This is a genomic window from Achromobacter sp. 01N37 (genome assembly GCF_056399725.1).
Map to the genome: position 1 here is coordinate 118,588 of NZ_JBFTRX010000008.1, position 17,931 is coordinate 136,518.

The window sequence follows — 17,931 nt, forward strand, 5'->3', positions numbered from 1 at the left end:
CGCCCCTCAAGCCTGGCTGAGCTTGCTCAGCAGCTCGCGCAAGGCGCGGGCGCGATGGCTGACCCGGTTCTTTTCTTCGGGGTCGAGCGACGCGGCGGTGAGCGCCATGTCGGGCAGATAGAAATGCGGATCGTAGCCAAAGCCGTTGGCGCCTTCGGGCTGATCAATGATCTCGCCGTGCCACAGGCCTTCGCCAATGATCGGGCACGGGTCGTTTTCGGAACGGACCAGTGCCAACACGGCCACATACCAGGCGCGGCGGTCGGCCACGTTGGCCAGGTGCTGCACCAGCAACGCGTTATTGGCTTGATCGGATTTTTCGCCGCCATGCATCTTGGCGTAGCGGGCCGAATAGACGCCGGGCGCGCCGTTCAGCGCGGCCACGCACAGGCCGGAATCATCGGCCAGCGCGGGCAGCCCGGTCAGGCGGCTGGCGTGGCGCGCCTTGGTCAGCGCGTTTTCAACGAAGGTCACGTGCGGCTCTTCGGCTTCCGGCACGCCGAGTTCGCCTTGGGGCACCAGCTCAATACCCAGGGGAGCAAACAAGGCGGAAAACTCACGCAACTTGCCGGCATTGTTGGACGCCAGCACGATGCGGCGCAGGGATTCGGGAATCTTGGGGGAAGTCATAGCGCAAATTGTATAGGGCGTGGCCCTGCGCGCGGCGGGTGTTTTGGGCATGACCTTGCAAGGGGGATGGGCAAGAGCCCCAAGTCCGGAAAACGCGCAAGGTCAATGAGTCCGATGACAGGCAAGGTCAACAAGTAGGTTGACAGCTATGTAACACCCGCCGGAAGATTGCGCGTCGCGCGAGCGGCAACAACGCAGACATATTTTGTTGTCACTATGGCCAATCTTGTCACTGATCGTATCTGAACGCCCTCGGCGATGACCTCACTTCACGCTATGCCCCGGCCAGCTGCGGCCCGCGCGCCCCACTCTTCAACGGGCGATGCGCCCGCATCCATCGGCTTGGCCGGCATTCTGCGCGAAGGGTTGTTGCGGCCGCGCTACCAGCCCGTGGTCGATTTGTCTCATAGCCGAATCTACGGCCACGAAAGCCTGATTCGCGGCCCGGCCGATACCGCCCTGCACTACCCGGACGCCCTGTTCGCTGAAGCCCGCCGGCGCGGTCTGCACCCCCAGCTGGAGCTGGCCAGCTTTCGAGCGGGCGCCCAGGGGTTTCAGGATAACGAGGCCACCGGCAAGCTGTTCTTGAATTTGTCTGGCTCCGCGCTGATCCATTACTGGACGCTATGGGGCAGCGACATGCCCATGCGGCTGCTCAAGGATTGCGCGCTGGAGCCGTCCAGCATCATCGTTGAACTGACCGAACAAGATCCGCTGTCCGAACACATGGGCGAACTGGGCAACGCGTTTGCCTGCCTGCGTGAGCACGGCATGCGCATCGCGCTGGACGACTACGGCGTGGGCAATTCGAATCTGCAGCTATGGTCGGAAATGCAGCCCGACCTGGTGAAAATCGACCGCTACTTCTTTGACGGCATCGGCAAGGATGACCGCAAGCAAAGCATGGTGCGCGCCATTCTGAAGGTGGCCCAACACCTGGGCACGGCGATTGTCGCTGAAGGCATCGAGACCGCCGAAGACCTGGCCATGGTGCGCGAGCTGGACATCCGCTATGCCCAAGGCTGGCTGCTGGGCCGCCCCGAAGAAACGATGTTGACCGAGCTGACGCCGCCGCTGCGCGATTCATTGCGCGTGCGCAGCACCGCGCCGCTGTCGCAACGGGCGGCCGGCGGTACCGCAGCCAGCCTGCGCGTGGAGGCGCCCGCCGCGCTGCTGAACAAGCACACCAACGACGACGTGCATCGCTTGTTCATCGAACACAAGACCATGCACGCGGTGGCGGTCGTTGACGCCGACAACCGGCCGGTGGGCATCATCAACCGCCGCGATTTTTCCGAACACTACGCGCAACGCTACACCCGCGAGCTCTTCGGCCGCGACGCCTGCTCGACGTTCATGAACGCCGAACCGGTGCTGGTGGACCTGAATGTGTCCATCGACCAGTTGAGCCACGTGCTGATCTCGGAAGACCAGCGCTACCTGATGGACGGCCTGATCATTACGCGCGACGGCCGTTACGACGGCTTGGCCACGGGTGAAACGCTGGTGCGCTCGGTGACCGAAATGCGTATCGAGGCCGCGCGCTACGCCAACCCGCTGACGTCCTTGCCCGGCAACATCCCCATCAGCCGGCACATCGCCACCCTGCTGGAAGACGCGGCCGACTTCACCATCTGCTACGGCGACCTGAACAACTTCAAGCCGTTCAACGACGTCTACGGCTACTGGCGCGGCGACGACATGATCATGTTGACGGCCGAAGTCATCAAACACCACTGCGATCCGCTGCGCGACTTCGTGGGCCACGTGGGCGGCGATGACTTCGTGGTGCTGTTCCGCAGCGCCGACTGGATGGATCGCGTGCAGCGCATCATCGCGGAATTCAACGAGCAGGCCACCGACCTGTACGACGATCAGGGCCGCCATAACGGGGGCATCGAAGCCGAAGACCGTTATGGCGTGCCGCGCTTCTTTCCCTTCGTGACCTTAGGCGTGGGCGCGCTGACCGTCACCCCGTCGTTATGCGAGCGCATCCGCCCGGAGGACATCGCGTCGGCTGCCGCGCATGTCAAGCACAAGGTCAAGCATGGGAACCTGTCGCTGGTGGCCGAGCGCTACACCGGCGGCGCCCTGCCCCAATTGAGCGACTGACTGGCCGGCTGCCGCGTGCACGGCAGCCGCATCCTGCGCAGCCTGCGCAATCTGAAACACTGCGACGGCACGGCGCAGGCCTTGCGCCTGGATTTCCAGCGCGGCAGCGGCGGCCGCAGTCTGCTCGACCATGGCGGCGTTTTCCTGCGTGGACCGTTCGATGTCGGCCACCGCGTCATTCACCGACGCAATGCCCGCCGCCTGTTCGGCCGTGGCGCTGGAAATTTCGGCCACGATCTGCGTCACGCGGTCCACCGACACCACCATGTCGCGCATGGTGTCGCCCGCCAGGTTCACCTGACGCACGCCCGCCTCGACGCGCGCGGCCGAGTCTTCGATCAAGCCCTTGATTTCTTTGGCGGCCTGCGCGCTGCGCTGCGCCAGCGAGCGCACTTCGCCCGCCACGACGGCAAAGCCTTTGCCTTGTTCGCCGGCGCGCGCCGCTTCCACCGCCGCGTTCAGCGCCAGGATGTTGGTTTGAAAGGCAATGCTGTCGACCACGCCCACGATCTCGCCAATGCGGCGCGCGCTGTCGGCAATGCCCTGCATGCTTTGCACGACCTCGTCCACCGCCTGCCCGCCGCGTTGGGCCAGCTGGGTGGCGCTTTCGGCCTGCCGGCTGGCCAGGTCGGCATTGCCTGCCGTCATCTGCACCGTGTGCGCCAGTTGCGTCATATTGGCGGCGGCCTCTTGCAGCGAACCGGCCTGGCGCGCGGTACGGTCGGACATGTCTGCCCCGCCCGCGGCGATTTCGCCCGAGCCCGTGTGGATTTCTTCAACGCCATGGCGTACCGAGGCCACCGCCGCCGACAGGCCCGTCTGCATGCGGCGCATGGCGGAATACAGCACGCCGATTTCGTTGTCGCCGCGCGTGGCGATGGCGCCGGTCAGGTCGCCGTCGGCGATCCGGTCGAAGTGCGCACCGGCTTCGTTCAACGGACGCAGAATGCTGCGGCGAAACGCCAGGCGGATCAACACGGCCAGCAACAGCACCAGCCCCAGCACACCTGCCGCCACGAGAATCACGCGCTCCAGCGTTTGGCTGGCGCCCGCCACGGCCGCCTGGCCCTGGTCACGCGAATAGGTCTGATAAGCGTCCGCTTGCTTCACATACGCCGCACCGCTCACGGGCAGCGCCTTGTCCACCAGCCGATTCACTTCGATCCCGTTCCAGCCCTGGATGGCCTTTTGCATGGGGGCCAGCGTCTGGTCGGCAAACGCGGTGTAAGCCGTCAGCACCTGTTCAAACAACGGCCCGCCCTGCTCGCTGGTGTCCGGGTTGCCGCGCAGCCGCGCCAGGCTGGCTGCGGCTTGCTTCAACAGCGCATCCGCTTGCGCCAGGGATTGATTGCGCGCGTCTTCCAGGCCGCCTTCCATGCCGGTCTTGGCGTCTGTCAGCGCGGCGCGCGCCTGAAACAGCCGGCTGGTCATGTCGGCCAGGTCGCTGGCCCGTTCGATGCTGCCCCGGCCCAAGGCCTCGATGTCGGCGCGGTTGTCGCGCAGGACGGCGATGCCGGCGGCGGCCGCTACTGCGAACAGCACCACAAACAACGCCAGAATGGCGGAAACCGCCGTGGTGACCCTGAGATTTTTACGCATATCCATCCGTGTGTAGCCTGGCGCCTGGGCGCAGTGCTACGGATTATGGACACGCAGTTTGGCAATTTCTTGACACAACCTGGCCGCCGCCATGACGAACGCCGGTCATGAAACTGCGCTTTTGCGAACAGGAACCCCGTATTAAGGAATTGTGAATTGGCAGGGTCGCGCCCTTGCGGCACATTCGATGCTGTACCGAACCCTTACTTACCTCACATCAGCAGCCCTATGCCCAACGCCTCTCACGCTTATCAGGACATCCGCGAAGCCGTGCGCGACCTTTGCGCCCAATTCCCCTCCGAGTATTTCCGCAAGATCGACGAAGAGCGCGGCTATCCCGAAGACTTTGTCCGCGCGTTGACCGAGGCCGGCTGGCTGGCTGCACTGATTCCGCAGGAATACGGCGGCTCGGGTCTGGGCCTGACGGAAGCCTCCGTCATCATGGAAGAAATCAACCGCAGCGGCGGCAACTCGGGCGCCTGCCACGGCCAGATGTACAACATGGGCACGCTGCTGCGCCATGGTTCCGAAGCGCAGAAACGCGAATATCTGCCGCGCATTGCGGCTGGCGAATTGCGCCTGCAATCCATGGGCGTCACCGAGCCCACCACCGGCACCGACACCACCAAGATCAAGACCACCGCCGTGCGCCGTGGCGACCGCTACGTCATCAATGGCCAAAAGGTCTGGATTTCGCGTGTGCAGCATTCCGACCTGATGATTCTGCTGGCGCGCACCACGCCGCTGGACCAGGTCACGCGCAAGTCCGAAGGCATGTCGATCTTCCTGGTGGACCTGCATCATGCAGTGAAACACGGCATGGCGATCCGCCCGATTCCGAACATGGTCAACCACGAGACCAACGAGCTGTTCTTCGACAACCTGGAAATTCCCGTCGAAAACCTGATCGGCGAAGAAGGCAAAGGCTTCAAATACATTCTTGACGGCCTGAACGCCGAACGCACGCTGATTGCCGCCGAGTGCATCGGCGACGGCTACTGGTTCGTGGACAAGGTCACCGCCTACGCCAAGGAACGCATGGTGTTCGGCCGCCCGATCGGCCAGAACCAAGGCGTGCAATTCCCCATTGCGCGCGCCCACATCAACGTGGAAGCCGCCAGCCTGATGCGCTACGAAGCGTGCCGCCTGTTTGACGCGCACGAGCCTTGCGGCGCGCAAGCCAACATGGCCAAGCTGCTGGCCGCCGACGCATCGTGGGAAGCCGCCAACGCCTGCCTGCAATTCCATGGCGGCTTTGGCTTTGCCACCGAGTACGACGTCGAACGCAAGTTCCGCGAGACCCGGCTGTATCAGGTTGCGCCCATCTCCACCAACCTGATCCTGTCCTACGTCGCCGAACACATCCTGGGCTTGCCCCGTTCCTTCTGACACCAGGCCATCCGCTTATGACCGCTACTCAAGATACGCCCCACCTTAGCGCCGGCCTTGCGGCCTTTGCCGCGAACTTGCGCTACGAAGACATCCCCGCGCCGGTGTTGCGCCGCGCCGAAGATTTGCTGTTGGACTGCCTGGCGTCGATTCTGGCGGGCGCCTCGGCGCGCGCCGTGCAAGCCATCGACCGCTACGCGGCCGCCATGGGCCCCACGGAAGGCCCAAGCGAAGTGCTGATCACGCGCCGCCGCACCAGCCCCCTGTTTGCCGCCATGGTCAATGCCGCCGCCGCGCACGTGGTGGAACAGGACGACGTTCATAACGGCTCGGTGTTCCATCCCGCCGCGGTCGTCTTCCCGCCCGCACTGGCGGTGGCGCAGGCGCTGGGCAGCTCGGGCCGCGACCTGCTCGTGGCCGCCGTCGCCGGGTACGAAGTGGGTATCCGCGTTGGTGAATTCCTGGGCCGTTCGCACTACAAAATCTTCCACACGACGGGCACGGCGGGCACGCTGGCCGCTGCCGTGACGGTGGGCCGCTTGTTGAAGCTGACGCCCGAGCAGATGCTGCACGCACTGGGTTCCGCCGGTACGCAGGCCGCCGGCCTGTGGGAATTTTTGCGTGACGCCGCCGACTCCAAGCAACTGCACACGGCAAAAGCCGCCGCTGACGGCATCACCGCAGCCTATCTGGCGCGCGAAGGCTTCACCGGCGCACGCCACATTCTGGAAGGCCCGCAGGGCATGGCGGCTGGCATGTCCACCGATGCCGATCCGTCCAAGCTGTGCGATCGCCTGGGCGAACGCTGGGCGTTGGCCGAGACCTCGTTCAAGTTCCATGCGTCGTGCCGCCACACGCACCCCGCCGCCGACGCGCTGCAACAAGCGCTGCGCGACAACAATCTGACGGAAGCCGATGTGGAACGCGTGGTGGCCCATGTGCATCAGGGCGCCATCGACGTGCTGGGGCCGGTCGTCAACCCGCAGACGGTGCATCAGTCCAAGTTTTCGATGGGCACGGTGCTGGCGCTGATCGCGCGCAAAGGCCGCGCAGGGCTTGCCGAGTTCGATGCGGGGTTGGACGACCCGGCCGTTGCGGCGTTTCGCGGCAAGGTCGACATGGTGCTGGACCCGGAAGTCGACAGCGCCTATCCGCAGCGCTGGATTGGCAAGGTCACCGTCACTACGCGCGACGGCCGCACGCTGCACGGCCGCGTGGACGAACCGAAGGGCGACCCCGGCAACACGCTCAGCCGTGCCGAGATCGAAGACAAGACGCTCAGCCTGGGCCGTTACGCGGATGCGGCAACGGAACAGGAGCTGCGCGGCCTGATCGATACGATCTGGGGGCTTGAGCAGGTACAGAAGGTGGGGATGTTGCTGGCGCACAAGGGCGCGTGACGATACGCTTTTGCTGACACGCAATGACAAACAGCCGCGGAAAAGCGGCTGTTTGTCATTGGGCGAGAAAACGCCGCGTGGTCAGGTTCAACGCATGCGTCAGACCAATGCTGCGCGCTGCGCCCGAACCAGGCTGGCAATACCGCCTTCGGCCAGCACCAGCATCGTGTCCAATTCAGCACGCGTGAAGGTCGCGCCCTCGCCGGTGCCTTGCACCTCAACAAAGGCGCCGCTGCCCGTCATGATGACGTTCACATCGGCGTCGCAGGCCGAGTCTTCGGCGTAATCCAGATCCAGCACCGAACGGCCTTGCACCAGGCCCACCGACACCGCAGCCACCGCGTCGCGGATCGGATTCACGGCCAGGTCGCCGCGTTTCATCAGCAACGCCACGGCGTCAGCCGCTGCGACCCACGCGCCGGTGATACTGGCGCAGCGCGTGCCGCCATCGGCTTGCAACACGTCGCAGTCCAGATGCAGCGTGCGTTCGCCCAGCGCCTTCATGTCGAACACGGCGCGCAGGCTGCGGCCGATCAGGCGCTGGATTTCCTGTGTGCGGCCGCTTTGCTTGCCGCGTGCGGCTTCGCGGTCGCCACGCGTGTGCGTGGCGCGCGGCAGCATGCCGTATTCCGCCGTGACCCAGCCTTCGCCCTTGCCCTTCAGAAATGGCGGCACTTTTTCCAGCACGCTGGCCGTGCACAGCACGTGGGTGTTGCCGGCCTTCACCAGCACCGACCCTTCGGCGTAGCGCGTGAAGCCGCGCTCCAGGCTGAACGGGCGCAATTCATCAACAGCGCGGCCGGACGGACGGGCGATGGTGGGCAGTGTGGTCACAGGCAGACTCCAGACAGGAACATTGATTCGCGGCATTGTACGGGGTGGCGCCGCAGGAAATCGCCGCTTGGAGTATCCTGCCGCGATATATCACCAGGAAACGCACATCATGATTCGCAGCATGACCGCCTTCGGCAACGCCCGAGCAGACCTAGAACAAGGCACGCTTGCCATCGAACTGCGCAGCGTCAACAGCCGCTTTCTTGACCTGTACTTCCGCCTGCCCGATGAATTGCGGCACGTGGAAACGCCCTTGCGCGAATTGCTGACCGCCAACCTGGCGCGCGGCAAGGTCGAGATCCGGGTTTCGTTCACGCGCAACGCCAGCACCGACCTGTCCAAGCTGGACCCGACGTGGCTGGAAAGTCTGGCGGAACAACTGCAAGCCGCACGCCGCATCGTCCCCGATATCGCCCCGCCCCGTCTGGTGGAGTTGTTCAATTGGCCCGGCCAACGCGGCAACGACGCGCTGGACCCGCAGATCTGGGGCGCCGCTTGCCTGCAAGCGGCCCAGCAAGCGCTGACGCAATTGCAGGAAGGCCGCGCACGCGAAGGCGAACGCCTGGCCGAAATGATGCGTGAATGCGCGGACGGTGTCGCGCGTGTCGTCGATATCGTGCAAACCCACCTGCCCCAGCTGCTGGCCGACCATCGCGACAAGCTGGCCGCAAAGCTGCGCGAAAGCGTGGAATCCGCCTTCCCCGGCGGCTTCACGCATATTTCGGGCACGGAGTTGTCCGAGCGCTTGTCGCAAGAGGCCAACTTGTTTGCGCTGCGCATTGATGTGGCCGAAGAGTTGTCGCGCCTGCGCTCGCACCTGGAAGAACTGCGTCACCTGCTGACGGACGGCGGCGGCAAGGCCGTATCAGGCAAGAAGAACGCGGGCAGCGCAGGCAAGCGCCTGGACTTCCTGTTCCAGGAAATGAACCGCGAAGCCAACACGCTGGGTTCCAAGGCCGGCAGCATGGAAGTCACCCGCGCCGCCATGGACTTGAAACTGCTGATTGAGCAAATGCGTGAACAGGCGCAAAACATCGAGTAATGCGCGGGCGTTTCTGACACATTCGTGACAAACGAGGGCCGCTTTCGCGGCCCTCGTAGCATTCCAGACTTTTCCTATTCGTCGAACGTTCGCAGCGTGGTGTCATGGCGGGTTTATTTTAGGGTTCGACTAATCAGGAATCGCCATGTTCCGCAAGACCTTTCTGCCGCCCGTCGCCAACCTGCTCGCCTTCGAGGCAGTCGCGCGGCGCAACAGCGTATCCCGCGCGGCGGATGAGCTGCACTTGACGCAAAGCGCTGTCTCACGCCAGATCCATCAACTTGAAACGCAGTTGGGGGTCACGATGTTCCATCGCGTGCGCCAACGCGTCGTACTCAGCGAAGCCGGCCGGGCTTATGCCGCTGAAGTCCGCATCCTGCTGCACCAACTGTCCGACGCCACGCGCCGCACCATGGCTTGCACGCAGCGCGATGAACTCAATCTGGCGGTGCTGCCCACCCTGGGCACGCGCTGGTTGATTCCGCGCTTGGGGGATTTCATGGCGCTCAAGCCCGAGGTCACCATCAATTTCACCTCGCGCACGCTGCCTTTCGAATTTTCCAAAGAACCCTTCGATGCGGCCATACACTTTGGCGCCCCCGACTGGGCCGGCGCGGTCTGCGAATACCTGATGCATGAAGAAGTCATCGTGGTGTGCAGCCCCGCGCTTCAACRGCTGCATCGCATCCGGCAGATTGCCGACCTGAGCGGCGTCGTGCTGCTGCACCAGATGTCGCGCGCAGCGCAATGGGCGTCGTGGCTGGAACAACATGGGGCGAACACCGCGCAGGCCCTGCGCGGCCCGCAATTCGAGCAGGTGGCGATGCTGGCACAAGCCGCCGCATCGGGGTTGGGCGCTGCCCTGCTGCCCCGCTTCCTGGTGGAACGCGAGCTCAGCAGCGGTGAATTGATCCAGCTATTCCCGCAGGCCCTGAACAGCACCGACGCGTATTACTTCGTCTACCCCCAGTCCCTGGCCCAAGCCCCGCTGGTGCGTGAGTTTGGGGCCTGGATACTGGGGCAGTGCCGCACGCCCGCGGACGTGCCGCAGGCGCACGCTTAACGGGCCTCGCCTTAAAGGGCCGCGCTTTAACGGGCCAGGCTTTAAGGGCCTCGGATTAGCGGGCCTTGGCTAGCGGGCCTCGGCTTAACGGGCCTCGCCGGCTGCGGGTTCGCCGCGCAATGCGGAATCCAGATACTGGCTACGGGCGCGCGCATCCGGGAAGCGCATGTCGCGATAGCTGACAAAGCGCGACCCGCGCGTCAGCCGGTATCCCAGCCAGATCAGCAGGAACAACGGAATGCCAATGTAGGTGGCGACGACGCCGCCCCAATCGATCCGGTCTTGCAGGAACGCCTGGTAGTTCTGGCCCAGCGTGATGATCAGGCACAGCACAAAAGCGAAGATGGGGCCGAACGGGAAGAACGGCGACACATAGGGCAAGTCCGCCAGGTTATGGCCTTGCTTCACATAGCCACGACGGAAACGGTAGTGGCTGATCGCGATGCCCAACCAGGCGATGAAGCCCGTCATGCCGGATGTATTCAACAGCCAGATGTACACGGCGTTCGGGCTGAAGATGAACGTGAAGAAGCACAGCGCCGCGACGACCGTCGTCGCCAACAGCGCCCACAGCGGCACGCCATTACGCGAAATACGGCCAAAAATGCGCGGCGCCTTGCCATCGCGCGCCAGGCTGTAGAGCATCCGCGTCGCGGCATACATGCCGGAGTTGCCCGCCGACAGCACGGATGTCAGCACCACGGCATTCATGACTGACGCCGCCCCCAGCAGGCCGGCGCGTTCGAAAATGAGCGCGAACGGGCTGACGCTGATGTCCTCGACATCGTTGCGCAGCAAGTGGGGGTCCGTATAGGGAATCAACAGGCCGATCACCAGGATGGCCATCACGTAGAACAGCAAAATGCGCCAGAACACCTGACGCACCGCACGCGGCAGGTTGCGGGCCGGGTCTTTGGATTCGCCAGCGGCGATGCCGATCAGCTCGGTGCCCTGGAACGAAAAACCCACCACCATGGCCACGCCGATCAAGGCCGCGAAGCCGCCCGCAAATGGCGCATCGCCTACGGTCCAGTTGGCGACGCCACCGGTTTCGCCCCCGCGAATGATGCCCAGCAGCATCATCACGCCCATCGCCACAAAGCCCAGCACGGCCACCACCTTGATCAGCGCGAACCAGAATTCGGCTTCGCCGAAACCGCGCGCCGACATGGCGTTCAGGCCAAAGGTAATGGCCAGGAACAAGGCGCTCCAGTAGAAGCCCGGCACGTCGGGAAACCAGTACGCCATGACAAGCTGCGCCGCCACCAGATCGACCGCGACCGTAACGGCCCAGTTGTACCAATAGTTCCAGCCCAGCGCGAAGCCGAAGCCGTCTTCCACGTAGCGTGCGCCGTAGGTCGAAAACGAGCCCGATACCGGCATGGCGGCGGCGAGTTCGCCCAGGCTGGTCATCAGGAAATAGACCATGATGCCGATCAGCACGTAGCCCAGCAGCGCGCCGCCGGGGCCCGCCTTGGCGATCGTCGCGCCGGATGCCACGAACAGGCCGGTCCCGATGGACCCGCCCACGGCGATCATCGTCAGGTGGCGCGCCGACAAGGTGCGGCGCAGTTCGGAAGGCGCTTGCGCCTTCGTCGCGTGCGCGCCGCCCGCGCGGCGGTCATCGTGTTCCGATGGAGACAACATGCATTCCTTAACGTCATGAAAGGCCCCGCGCGAACCGGCGCGCGCAGCCTCGGGATTACCAAACAACGCGCGAGGATAGCGCAAACGGCCCCGTCACGAAAAATGACGGGGCTCGGGGGACGCATCAGCGTTTATTGAAACGCTGTTTCCATGAAGGTGCGCAGCTTGCGCGAATGCAGGCGTTCCGGCGGCATGTCGCGCAGCCGTTCCAGCGCCCGGATACCAATTTCCAGATGCTGGTTGACCTGCCGGCGATAGAACACGCTGGCCATGCCCGGCAGCTTCAATTCGCCGTGCAGGGGTTTGTCAGACACGCAAAGCAAGGTGCCATACGGCACGCGGAAGCGGAACCCGTTGGCCGCGATGGTGGCGGATTCCATGTCCAGCGCAATGGCGCGCGACTGCGCGAAACGCTCGACCAGTTCAACGTGATCGCGCAATTCCCAGTTGCGGTTGTCGATGGTGGCGACGGTGCCTGTGCGCATGATGCGCTTCAGATCCCAGCCCGACAGGCCGGCCACTTCTTCCACCGCCTGTTCCAGCGCCACCTGCACTTCAGCCAGCGCCGGCACGGGCACCCAGGTGGGCAGGTCGGCATCCAGCACGTGGTCTTCGCGCACATAACCATGCGCCAGCACGTAGTCGCCCAGCCGCTGGGAGTCTCGCAGGCCGGCGCAATGGCCCAGCATCAGCCACGCATGCGGACGCAGCACGGCGATGTGGTCGGTGATGGTCTTGGCGTTTGACGGCCCCACGCCGATATTGACGAGCGTGATGCCGGAATGGTCGCCACGCACCAGGTGGTACGCGGGCATTTGCGGCAGGCGCGTGGCATGGGCTTCGTCGCCTGGGCCGCTTTCACCCCGGCGCGTGATGCGGTTGCCCGGCTCGACCAGCATTTCGTAGTCTTCGTTGCCGCTGGCCATCAGCGCGCGCGCCCGGGCGCAGAACTCGTCGACATAGAACTGGTAGTTCGTGAACAGGACGAAATTCTGGAAATGCGCAGGCGCGGTGGATGTGTAGTGCTGCAAGCGGTGCAGCGAGTAATCCACGCGCTGCGCAGTAAACGGGGCCAATGGCTTGGGCTCGCCCTCCTTGCCGCGCCACGATCCGTTGACGATGGCGTCGTCGGTGACGGCCAGGTCGGGCACATCGAAAAGGTCGCGCAAGGGGCGCTTCAGCGCTTCCAGGTGTTCGCCTTCGACATAGGCGCCTTCGGGGAAGGCAAAGTGCAAGGGGATGGGGGAATCGGATTCGCCGACTTCCACGGCAACGCGGTGGTTCTGCAATAACTGGCCGACCTGCTCGATCAGGTAATCGCGGAACAGTTCGGGTTGGGTGATGGTGGTCTGGTAGATGCCGGGTTCGGCCACATGGCCGTAGGACAGGCGCGTATCGATCGGGTCGTACGTTTCAACCACGATGCGGATGGCCGGGTAGTAAGCGCGGGCGCGTTCACGGCCGTTGCCGGAACCCTTCAGCACTTCACGGAAGGCCGCCCGCAGAAAGGCCGTATTGCGCGCGTAGATTTCGGCCAGCCGGTCGACCGCGGCGCGGGCGTCTTGGAAGGGCTCAAAGGGCAGCGCGTCGGGCCGGTTCATCGAAGACAAGGGGTGAACTGCATTCATCATTGAGCTTTACTCCGCTTTCTTGTCTGCCGATTATGCCCGAGGCGGCGAATCATGAAGTGCCATATTCGGGCACGCTTCGGGTACGCCAGCGTCGCCAATGATAAGGAAACAATATATCATTCCGTTTTTCTGTTTTTCGTCCCGCCCTGCTCCATGCCGTTTTCGCCAGGCCACCGCCGCAACACCCCGCCGCGCTTGACGCGATGGGGCGTGCTGGCTTGGCTGTGCCTTTGCCTGCTGCTGTCCCCGGTGGGCAGCCTGCACCATGCGTTGACGCATCTGGGCGAACCTCCCGCGGCCAGTCAGGACGATGCCCATCCCCATGAAAAGTTGGGGCATTGCGACCTGTGCCAGCTCTGGGACTTGCTGGACGCCACGCTGCCGTCTGCGTTCGAATGGGCGGTGGGCGACGCCCCCCACGCACACCCAGCGCGCCCTTTGCCAGCCGGCGCCATCGCCATCGGCAGCACCTGGTTTCAATCCCGCGCCCCGCCCGTCCAGGGCTGAAATCCGTCGTCTTCCCTGATTTCTATCTGCCGGCCTTGAGCCGGCGCCCTGGATTCCCACTATGAATTTCCCCACCTTCCCCGCCCGGGCAGGCGTGCCGCTGCGCGTCTTTGGTTTGCGCCCCGTCGTGCTTGCCTGCTTGTCCGCCTTGCGCGTCGTGCTGCCCTCTGCGCTGCCCTCTGCGCTGCCCATTGCGCTACCCATTGCCCTGCCCTTTGTCTTCCTAGCGACGGCTCACGCGCAGTCCGCTTCCGACACAACAACGCTATCGCCCGTCGTCATCACCGCGAACCCGCTGGGCAGCGACGCGCTGGCCTCACCCACCAGCGTGCTGCAAGGCCAGGCGCTGGACTTGCGGCGCGGCTCCAATTTGGGCGAAACGCTGAACGGCTTGCCCGGCGTGTCCACCACCAGCTACGGCCCCATGGTGGGCCGCCCCATCATCCGGGGGCTGGACGGCGACCGCATCCGCCTGCTGAACAACGGCGTGGGCACGCTGGACGCCTCTTCGCTATCGTTTGACCATGCCGTGCCGCAAGATCCGCTGTCGACCAACCGCGTCGAAATTCTGCGCGGCCCTGCTGTATTGCTCTATGGCGGCAATGCCATCGGCGGGGTCGTCAACACCTTGGACAACCGCATTCCCACCGAACCCATCGACGGCATCCATGGCGATGTGGGCGGCAGCTACGGCGGCGCCAATAATGACCGCAACGGCGCCGTGCAACTGGAAGGCGGCGACGGCACCTTCGCCCTGCACGCCGACGTGTTCGGCCGCAAGACCGGCACGCTGCGCATCCCCCGCTATGCCCGCACCGCGCAGCAACGCGCCGAAGACGGCCCGGACGCCGATCAGCCCCAAGGCCGCTTGCCCAATAGCGACGGTGAAGCCAGCGGCGGCGCAATTGGGATGTCGTGGACGGGGGAACATGGCTACGGTGGTTTGTCTTACAGCGGCTACGACGCCAACTATGGTTCGGTTGCCGAATCGGACGTGCGCATCAAAATGCACCAGGAACGCGTCGGCCTGGCAGGCGAGCTGCGCGACCTGGATGGCCTGTTCACCAGCGTCAAGCTGAACTTCGCCTATACCGATTACCAGCACAAGGAAATCGAAGACGGCGAAACGGGCACGATCTTCAAGAACCGGGGCTATGAAGCGCGCATCGAAGCCCGCCACGCCGACATCGGGCCGCTGCATGGGGTCGTTGGCCTGCAACTGGGCCAGACGCGCTTTTCGGCCTTGGGCGACGAAGCGCTGGTGCCCACCACCGACACCGATTCCGCCGCCCTGTTCGCTTTGGAAGAATGGACGCTGACCGATCGGCTCACCTTGTCGGCTGGCGCCCGCATGGACCACACGCGTTTAAGCCCGGCCGCGGGCGGCAACGACCGCTTTGACGATTCCGGCCGCCGCAGCTTCAATGCAGGCAGCTTTTCGCTGGGCGGCATCTACAAGCTGACGCCGCTGTGGTCGCTGGCCGCCAACGCCGCCTACACCGAACGCGCGCCCACGTTCTACGAGCTGTACGCCAACGGCCCCCACGCGGCGACCGGCCAATACCTGGTCGGCGACCAGAATCTGGGCGAGGAACGCGCCTGGTCGGGCGACTTGTCATTGCGATACAAGAACGACACCGATCACGGCAGCGTGGGCGTCTTCTACAGCAGCTTCGCCAATTACCTGGCGGAAACCAACACCGGGCGCTATCGCAATGATGATGGCGATGTCGTAGCCGCCAGCAGCGACGGCGCGCTGCCAGAAGCGCGCTACCAGGGTGTCTCGGCCCGGCTCTACGGGCTGGAAGCGGAAAACGTGACGCGCATCCTGCAACGCGATGGCCATGCGCTGGACCTGGGGCTGTCGGGCGACTACACGGTCTCTCGCAACCGCGACACGGGCCGGTCGCTGCCACGCATTCCTCCGCTGCGCCTGCGCGTGGCGCTGGACTACGGGTACGGGCCGTTCAGCGCCGGGGTCAGCGTGTCCAAGGCGTTCGCCCAGCATGACCATCCGGCAAACGACACGTCAACGGCGGGCTACTACAGCCTGGACGCCAATGCCGGCTACCGGTTCAAGATGACCGGCGTGCAATGGCAAGCCTACGTGCGCGGCATCAACCTCACGAATCAGGACATCCGCTACGCCACCTCCGTCTTGCGCGATATTGCCCCAGAAGGCGGGCGCGCCGTGATGGTCGGTTTGCGCGGCAGCTTCTGATCCCGACGATTTTTGCTGCGTCCGTTACGTCGCTCCCTAGGGGCGGCGTAACGAAATCGGCCGAATAATGCTGCATTGCACTACAAATGTAATGAAACTTTATTCCACTATAATTTGGCAGCTTCCAGGGCTTATTACGCCCTGGCAACGCCCCTTTCCGCCGGCTTGCCCCCTCAGGCAAAGCCATGCCGCCCACTCCGATTCTTGAAGTGACGTAATGACGCCGCCCACGCGAAAAGTCCGAATTGCCAATTTCAGCATTCCCGTATTTCTGTCAGCGCCCATTCTGGCCCTGACCCTCTCCTGGATACCCGGCGCCGCCCAGGCATCCATTCCCTCAGAGCAAGCCCGCCCGTCGCTAAGCGGCCTGCGCCTGGCGCAAGAGCCCACCGTTCCCACATTGCGTGAACGTGTCGTGCAAGCCGGCCTGGACGCCATCGGCACCCCGTACAGTTGGGGTGGCGACGACGCCGAAGGCTTCGATTGCAGCGGCCTGGTGCTGTACGTATTCCGCGAAATCGCCGGCCTGGAACTGCCCCGCACCGCGCGCGCGCAGCGCAGCGAAGGGCAATCCGTGTCGAACAAGAACCAGCTGCGTCCTGGCGACCTGGTGTTCTTCGCCACGCGCGGCCGTGGTGTCACGTCGCACGTTGGCATCTACATCGGCCAGAACAAATTCGTCCACGCGCCGCGCCGCGGCACCAAGGTGCGCGTCGACGAAATGAAGAACCCCTATTGGACCAAGCGCTATGTCGGCGCGCGGCGTTACCTGGATACGCAACAGCCGGGCCAGATGCTGGCTCAAGCTACGCCTTAAAGCGTCGTCCAGGCTGTCGTCGCGGCGAAAAAAAAGGCGCCTGCCGGGCGCCTTGCGATGGGGGCATCGAAGCCTGCCAAGGGAACATTCCCAGGCAGGCTTTCGCGCGTTCAGCCCCGGCCCACGAAGGGCATGTTCGTCGCCATGATCGTCATGAATTGCACGTTGGCTTCCAGCGGCAGGCGGGCCATGGCGGCAACCGCTTGCGCGACGTGCGCCACATCCATGCGCGGCTCAACCTTGGTGCTGCCATCCGCTTGCAGAATGCCCGCCGCCATGCGCTCGGTCATATCGGTCGCGGCGTTACCGATATCGATCTGCCCGCAAGCAATGTTGTAGGGCCGGCAATCCAGTGAAATCGACTTGGTCAGCCCGGTCACCGCGTGCTTGGTGGCGGTGTAGGCAATAGAGAACGGGCGCGGAGCGTGCGCCGAAATCGAACCGTTGTTGATGATGCGGCCGCCTTGCGGCGTCTGCGCCTTCATCACGCGGATGGCGGCTTGGGCGCACAGGAACATGCCGGTCAGGTTGGTGTCGACGACTTCGCGCCACACCGCCACCGGCAGTTCTTCGATCGGCATGGCGGGTGCGCCACGGCCGGCATTATTGAACAGCACATCCAGGCGCCCGTATTCACGCTGCGCCGTGTCGAACAGATCGCGAACGGCATTTTCGTCGGACACATCGGTGGGTACCACCAAGGCGCGCACACCATCTTCGCCGGCTGCCGTCCGGGTCGCTTCCAGGGGCTCGCGACGGCGCCCCGCCAACACGACGCGATAGCCCTGCGCCAGCAACTCCAGCGCCACTGCACGCCCAATTCCGGTACCGGCCCCGGTTACCAACGCCACGCGCGGTGGCTCGATCTCGTTCGAATGCATCGGATTCTCCTTGTTATCAATCGGCGAGATGCTACCGCAATCATTCCGGCGATGCTGCAAGCAAACCTTCCAGCAAAGACACAAATGTTCCCGCTACTCGCAAGCAAAAGAAACGCGGATGTGCACCATCCAGCGGCGGATTTCGCGTTGATCTGTCA

The 17,931-nt window shown here is 64.2% G+C and carries 13 protein-coding genes and 1 pseudogene; 8 read left to right on the top strand and 6 right to left on the bottom strand.

Features of this window, described 5'->3' with window-relative positions:
• Positions 1-6: 6 nt before the first annotated feature.
• On the bottom strand, positions 7-630 hold the full coding sequence (rdgB, locus tag AC1DSJ_RS18445; RefSeq protein ID WP_054421894.1) for an RdgB/HAM1 family non-canonical purine NTP pyrophosphatase: 624 nt from the start codon (positions 628-630) through the stop codon (positions 7-9).
• A gap of 258 nt (positions 631-888) precedes the next feature.
• On the opposite strand from rdgB, the gene AC1DSJ_RS18450 reads away from it, so the two are divergent.
• Positions 889-2,742 (top strand): EAL domain-containing protein, encoded by a 1,854-nt coding sequence (locus AC1DSJ_RS18450; protein WP_441371022.1) that lies wholly within the window; start codon positions 889-891, stop codon positions 2,740-2,742.
• A 165-nt stretch (positions 2,743-2,907) separates the two neighbouring features.
• Here AC1DSJ_RS18450 and AC1DSJ_RS18455 read toward each other — a convergent pair.
• Positions 2,908-4,347, bottom strand: a pseudogene (locus AC1DSJ_RS18455) (methyl-accepting chemotaxis protein); the annotation flags it as partial.
• 222 nt (positions 4,348-4,569) lie between these two features.
• On the opposite strand from AC1DSJ_RS18455, the gene AC1DSJ_RS18460 reads away from it, so the two are divergent.
• Complete coding sequence (locus AC1DSJ_RS18460; protein WP_054421889.1) at positions 4,570-5,730, top strand: acyl-CoA dehydrogenase family protein; 1,161 nt, start codon at positions 4,570-4,572, stop codon at positions 5,728-5,730.
• A 17-nt stretch (positions 5,731-5,747) separates the two neighbouring features.
• The gene (locus AC1DSJ_RS18465) at positions 5,748-7,130 is read left to right on the top strand and encodes an MmgE/PrpD family protein (RefSeq protein WP_054421882.1); all 1,383 of its coding nucleotides are present in this window, start codon (positions 5,748-5,750) and stop codon (positions 7,128-7,130) included.
• 99 nt (positions 7,131-7,229) lie between these two features.
• On the opposite strand, the gene rph is transcribed toward AC1DSJ_RS18465, so the two are convergent.
• Positions 7,230-7,964 carry a ribonuclease PH gene (gene rph / locus AC1DSJ_RS18470; protein WP_054421880.1) on the bottom strand — a complete coding sequence of 245 codons (735 nt, stop codon included), beginning with the start codon at positions 7,962-7,964 and terminating at the stop codon, positions 7,230-7,232.
• 109 nt (positions 7,965-8,073) lie between these two features.
• On the opposite strand from rph, the gene AC1DSJ_RS18475 reads away from it, so the two are divergent.
• Together AC1DSJ_RS18475 and AC1DSJ_RS18480 are read left to right on the top strand one after the other, a co-directional pair.
• Entirely contained in the window at positions 8,074-9,006 is a 933-nt protein-coding gene (locus AC1DSJ_RS18475; protein ID WP_441371021.1) for a YicC/YloC family endoribonuclease, read from the top strand.
• 145 nt (positions 9,007-9,151) lie between these two features.
• Positions 9,152-10,069: a LysR family transcriptional regulator gene (locus AC1DSJ_RS18480; RefSeq protein ID WP_476760362.1), complete on the top strand. Its 918-nt coding sequence runs from the start codon at positions 9,152-9,154 to the stop codon at positions 10,067-10,069.
• A gap of 84 nt (positions 10,070-10,153) precedes the next feature.
• Here AC1DSJ_RS18480 and AC1DSJ_RS18485 read toward each other — a convergent pair whose 3' ends face one another.
• Positions 10,154-11,716: an amino acid permease gene (locus AC1DSJ_RS18485; protein WP_254600452.1), complete on the bottom strand. Its 1,563-nt coding sequence runs from the start codon at positions 11,714-11,716 to the stop codon at positions 10,154-10,156.
• Positions 11,717-11,847: 131 nt separating this feature from the next.
• Entirely contained in the window at positions 11,848-13,347 is a 1,500-nt protein-coding gene (locus AC1DSJ_RS18490; RefSeq protein WP_391567747.1) for an AMP nucleosidase, read from the bottom strand.
• 153 nt (positions 13,348-13,500) lie between these two features.
• Between AC1DSJ_RS18490 and AC1DSJ_RS18495 the strand changes: the two genes are divergently transcribed.
• From AC1DSJ_RS18495 to AC1DSJ_RS18505, 3 genes are all read left to right on the top strand, one after another.
• Entirely contained in the window at positions 13,501-13,854 is a 354-nt protein-coding gene (locus tag AC1DSJ_RS18495) for a hypothetical protein (RefSeq protein ID WP_175169019.1), read from the top strand.
• Between the two features lie 61 nt (positions 13,855-13,915).
• Positions 13,916-16,075: a TonB-dependent receptor gene (locus tag AC1DSJ_RS18500; protein WP_441371020.1), complete on the top strand. Its 2,160-nt coding sequence runs from the start codon at positions 13,916-13,918 to the stop codon at positions 16,073-16,075.
• A 217-nt stretch (positions 16,076-16,292) separates the two neighbouring features.
• Positions 16,293-16,892 (top strand): C40 family peptidase, encoded by a 600-nt coding sequence (locus AC1DSJ_RS18505; protein WP_054421875.1) that lies wholly within the window; start codon positions 16,293-16,295, stop codon positions 16,890-16,892.
• Positions 16,893-17,002: 110 nt separating this feature from the next.
• On the opposite strand, the gene AC1DSJ_RS18510 is transcribed toward AC1DSJ_RS18505, so the two are convergent.
• Positions 17,003-17,773, bottom strand: coding sequence for an SDR family oxidoreductase (locus tag AC1DSJ_RS18510; RefSeq protein ID WP_054421873.1), 771 nt, complete (start codon positions 17,771-17,773; stop codon positions 17,003-17,005).
• Positions 17,774-17,931: the final 158 nt, after the last annotated feature.

Coding starts and splice junctions, on each gene's coding strand:
- AC1DSJ_RS18500 (WP_441371020.1), top strand. CDS start 13,916: ATGAATTTCCCCACCTTCCCCGCCCGGGCAGGCGTGCCGCTGCGCGTC.
- rdgB (WP_054421894.1), bottom strand. CDS start 630: ATGACTTCCCCCAAGATTCCCGAATCCCTGCGCCGCATCGTGCTGGCG.
- AC1DSJ_RS18485 (WP_254600452.1), bottom strand. CDS start 11,716: ATGTTGTCTCCATCGGAACACGATGACCGCCGCGCGGGCGGCGCGCAC.
- AC1DSJ_RS18510 (WP_054421873.1), bottom strand. CDS start 17,773: ATGCATTCGAACGAGATCGAGCCACCGCGCGTGGCGTTGGTAACCGGG.
- AC1DSJ_RS18505 (WP_054421875.1), top strand. CDS start 16,293: ATGACGCCGCCCACGCGAAAAGTCCGAATTGCCAATTTCAGCATTCCC.
- AC1DSJ_RS18475 (WP_441371021.1), top strand. CDS start 8,074: ATGATTCGCAGCATGACCGCCTTCGGCAACGCCCGAGCAGACCTAGAA.
- AC1DSJ_RS18490 (WP_391567747.1), bottom strand. CDS start 13,347: ATGATGAATGCAGTTCACCCCTTGTCTTCGATGAACCGGCCCGACGCG.
- AC1DSJ_RS18460 (WP_054421889.1), top strand. CDS start 4,570: ATGCCCAACGCCTCTCACGCTTATCAGGACATCCGCGAAGCCGTGCGC.
- AC1DSJ_RS18450 (WP_441371022.1), top strand. CDS start 889: ATGACCTCACTTCACGCTATGCCCCGGCCAGCTGCGGCCCGCGCGCCC.
- AC1DSJ_RS18465 (WP_054421882.1), top strand. CDS start 5,748: ATGACCGCTACTCAAGATACGCCCCACCTTAGCGCCGGCCTTGCGGCC.
- AC1DSJ_RS18495 (WP_175169019.1), top strand. CDS start 13,501: ATGCCGTTTTCGCCAGGCCACCGCCGCAACACCCCGCCGCGCTTGACG.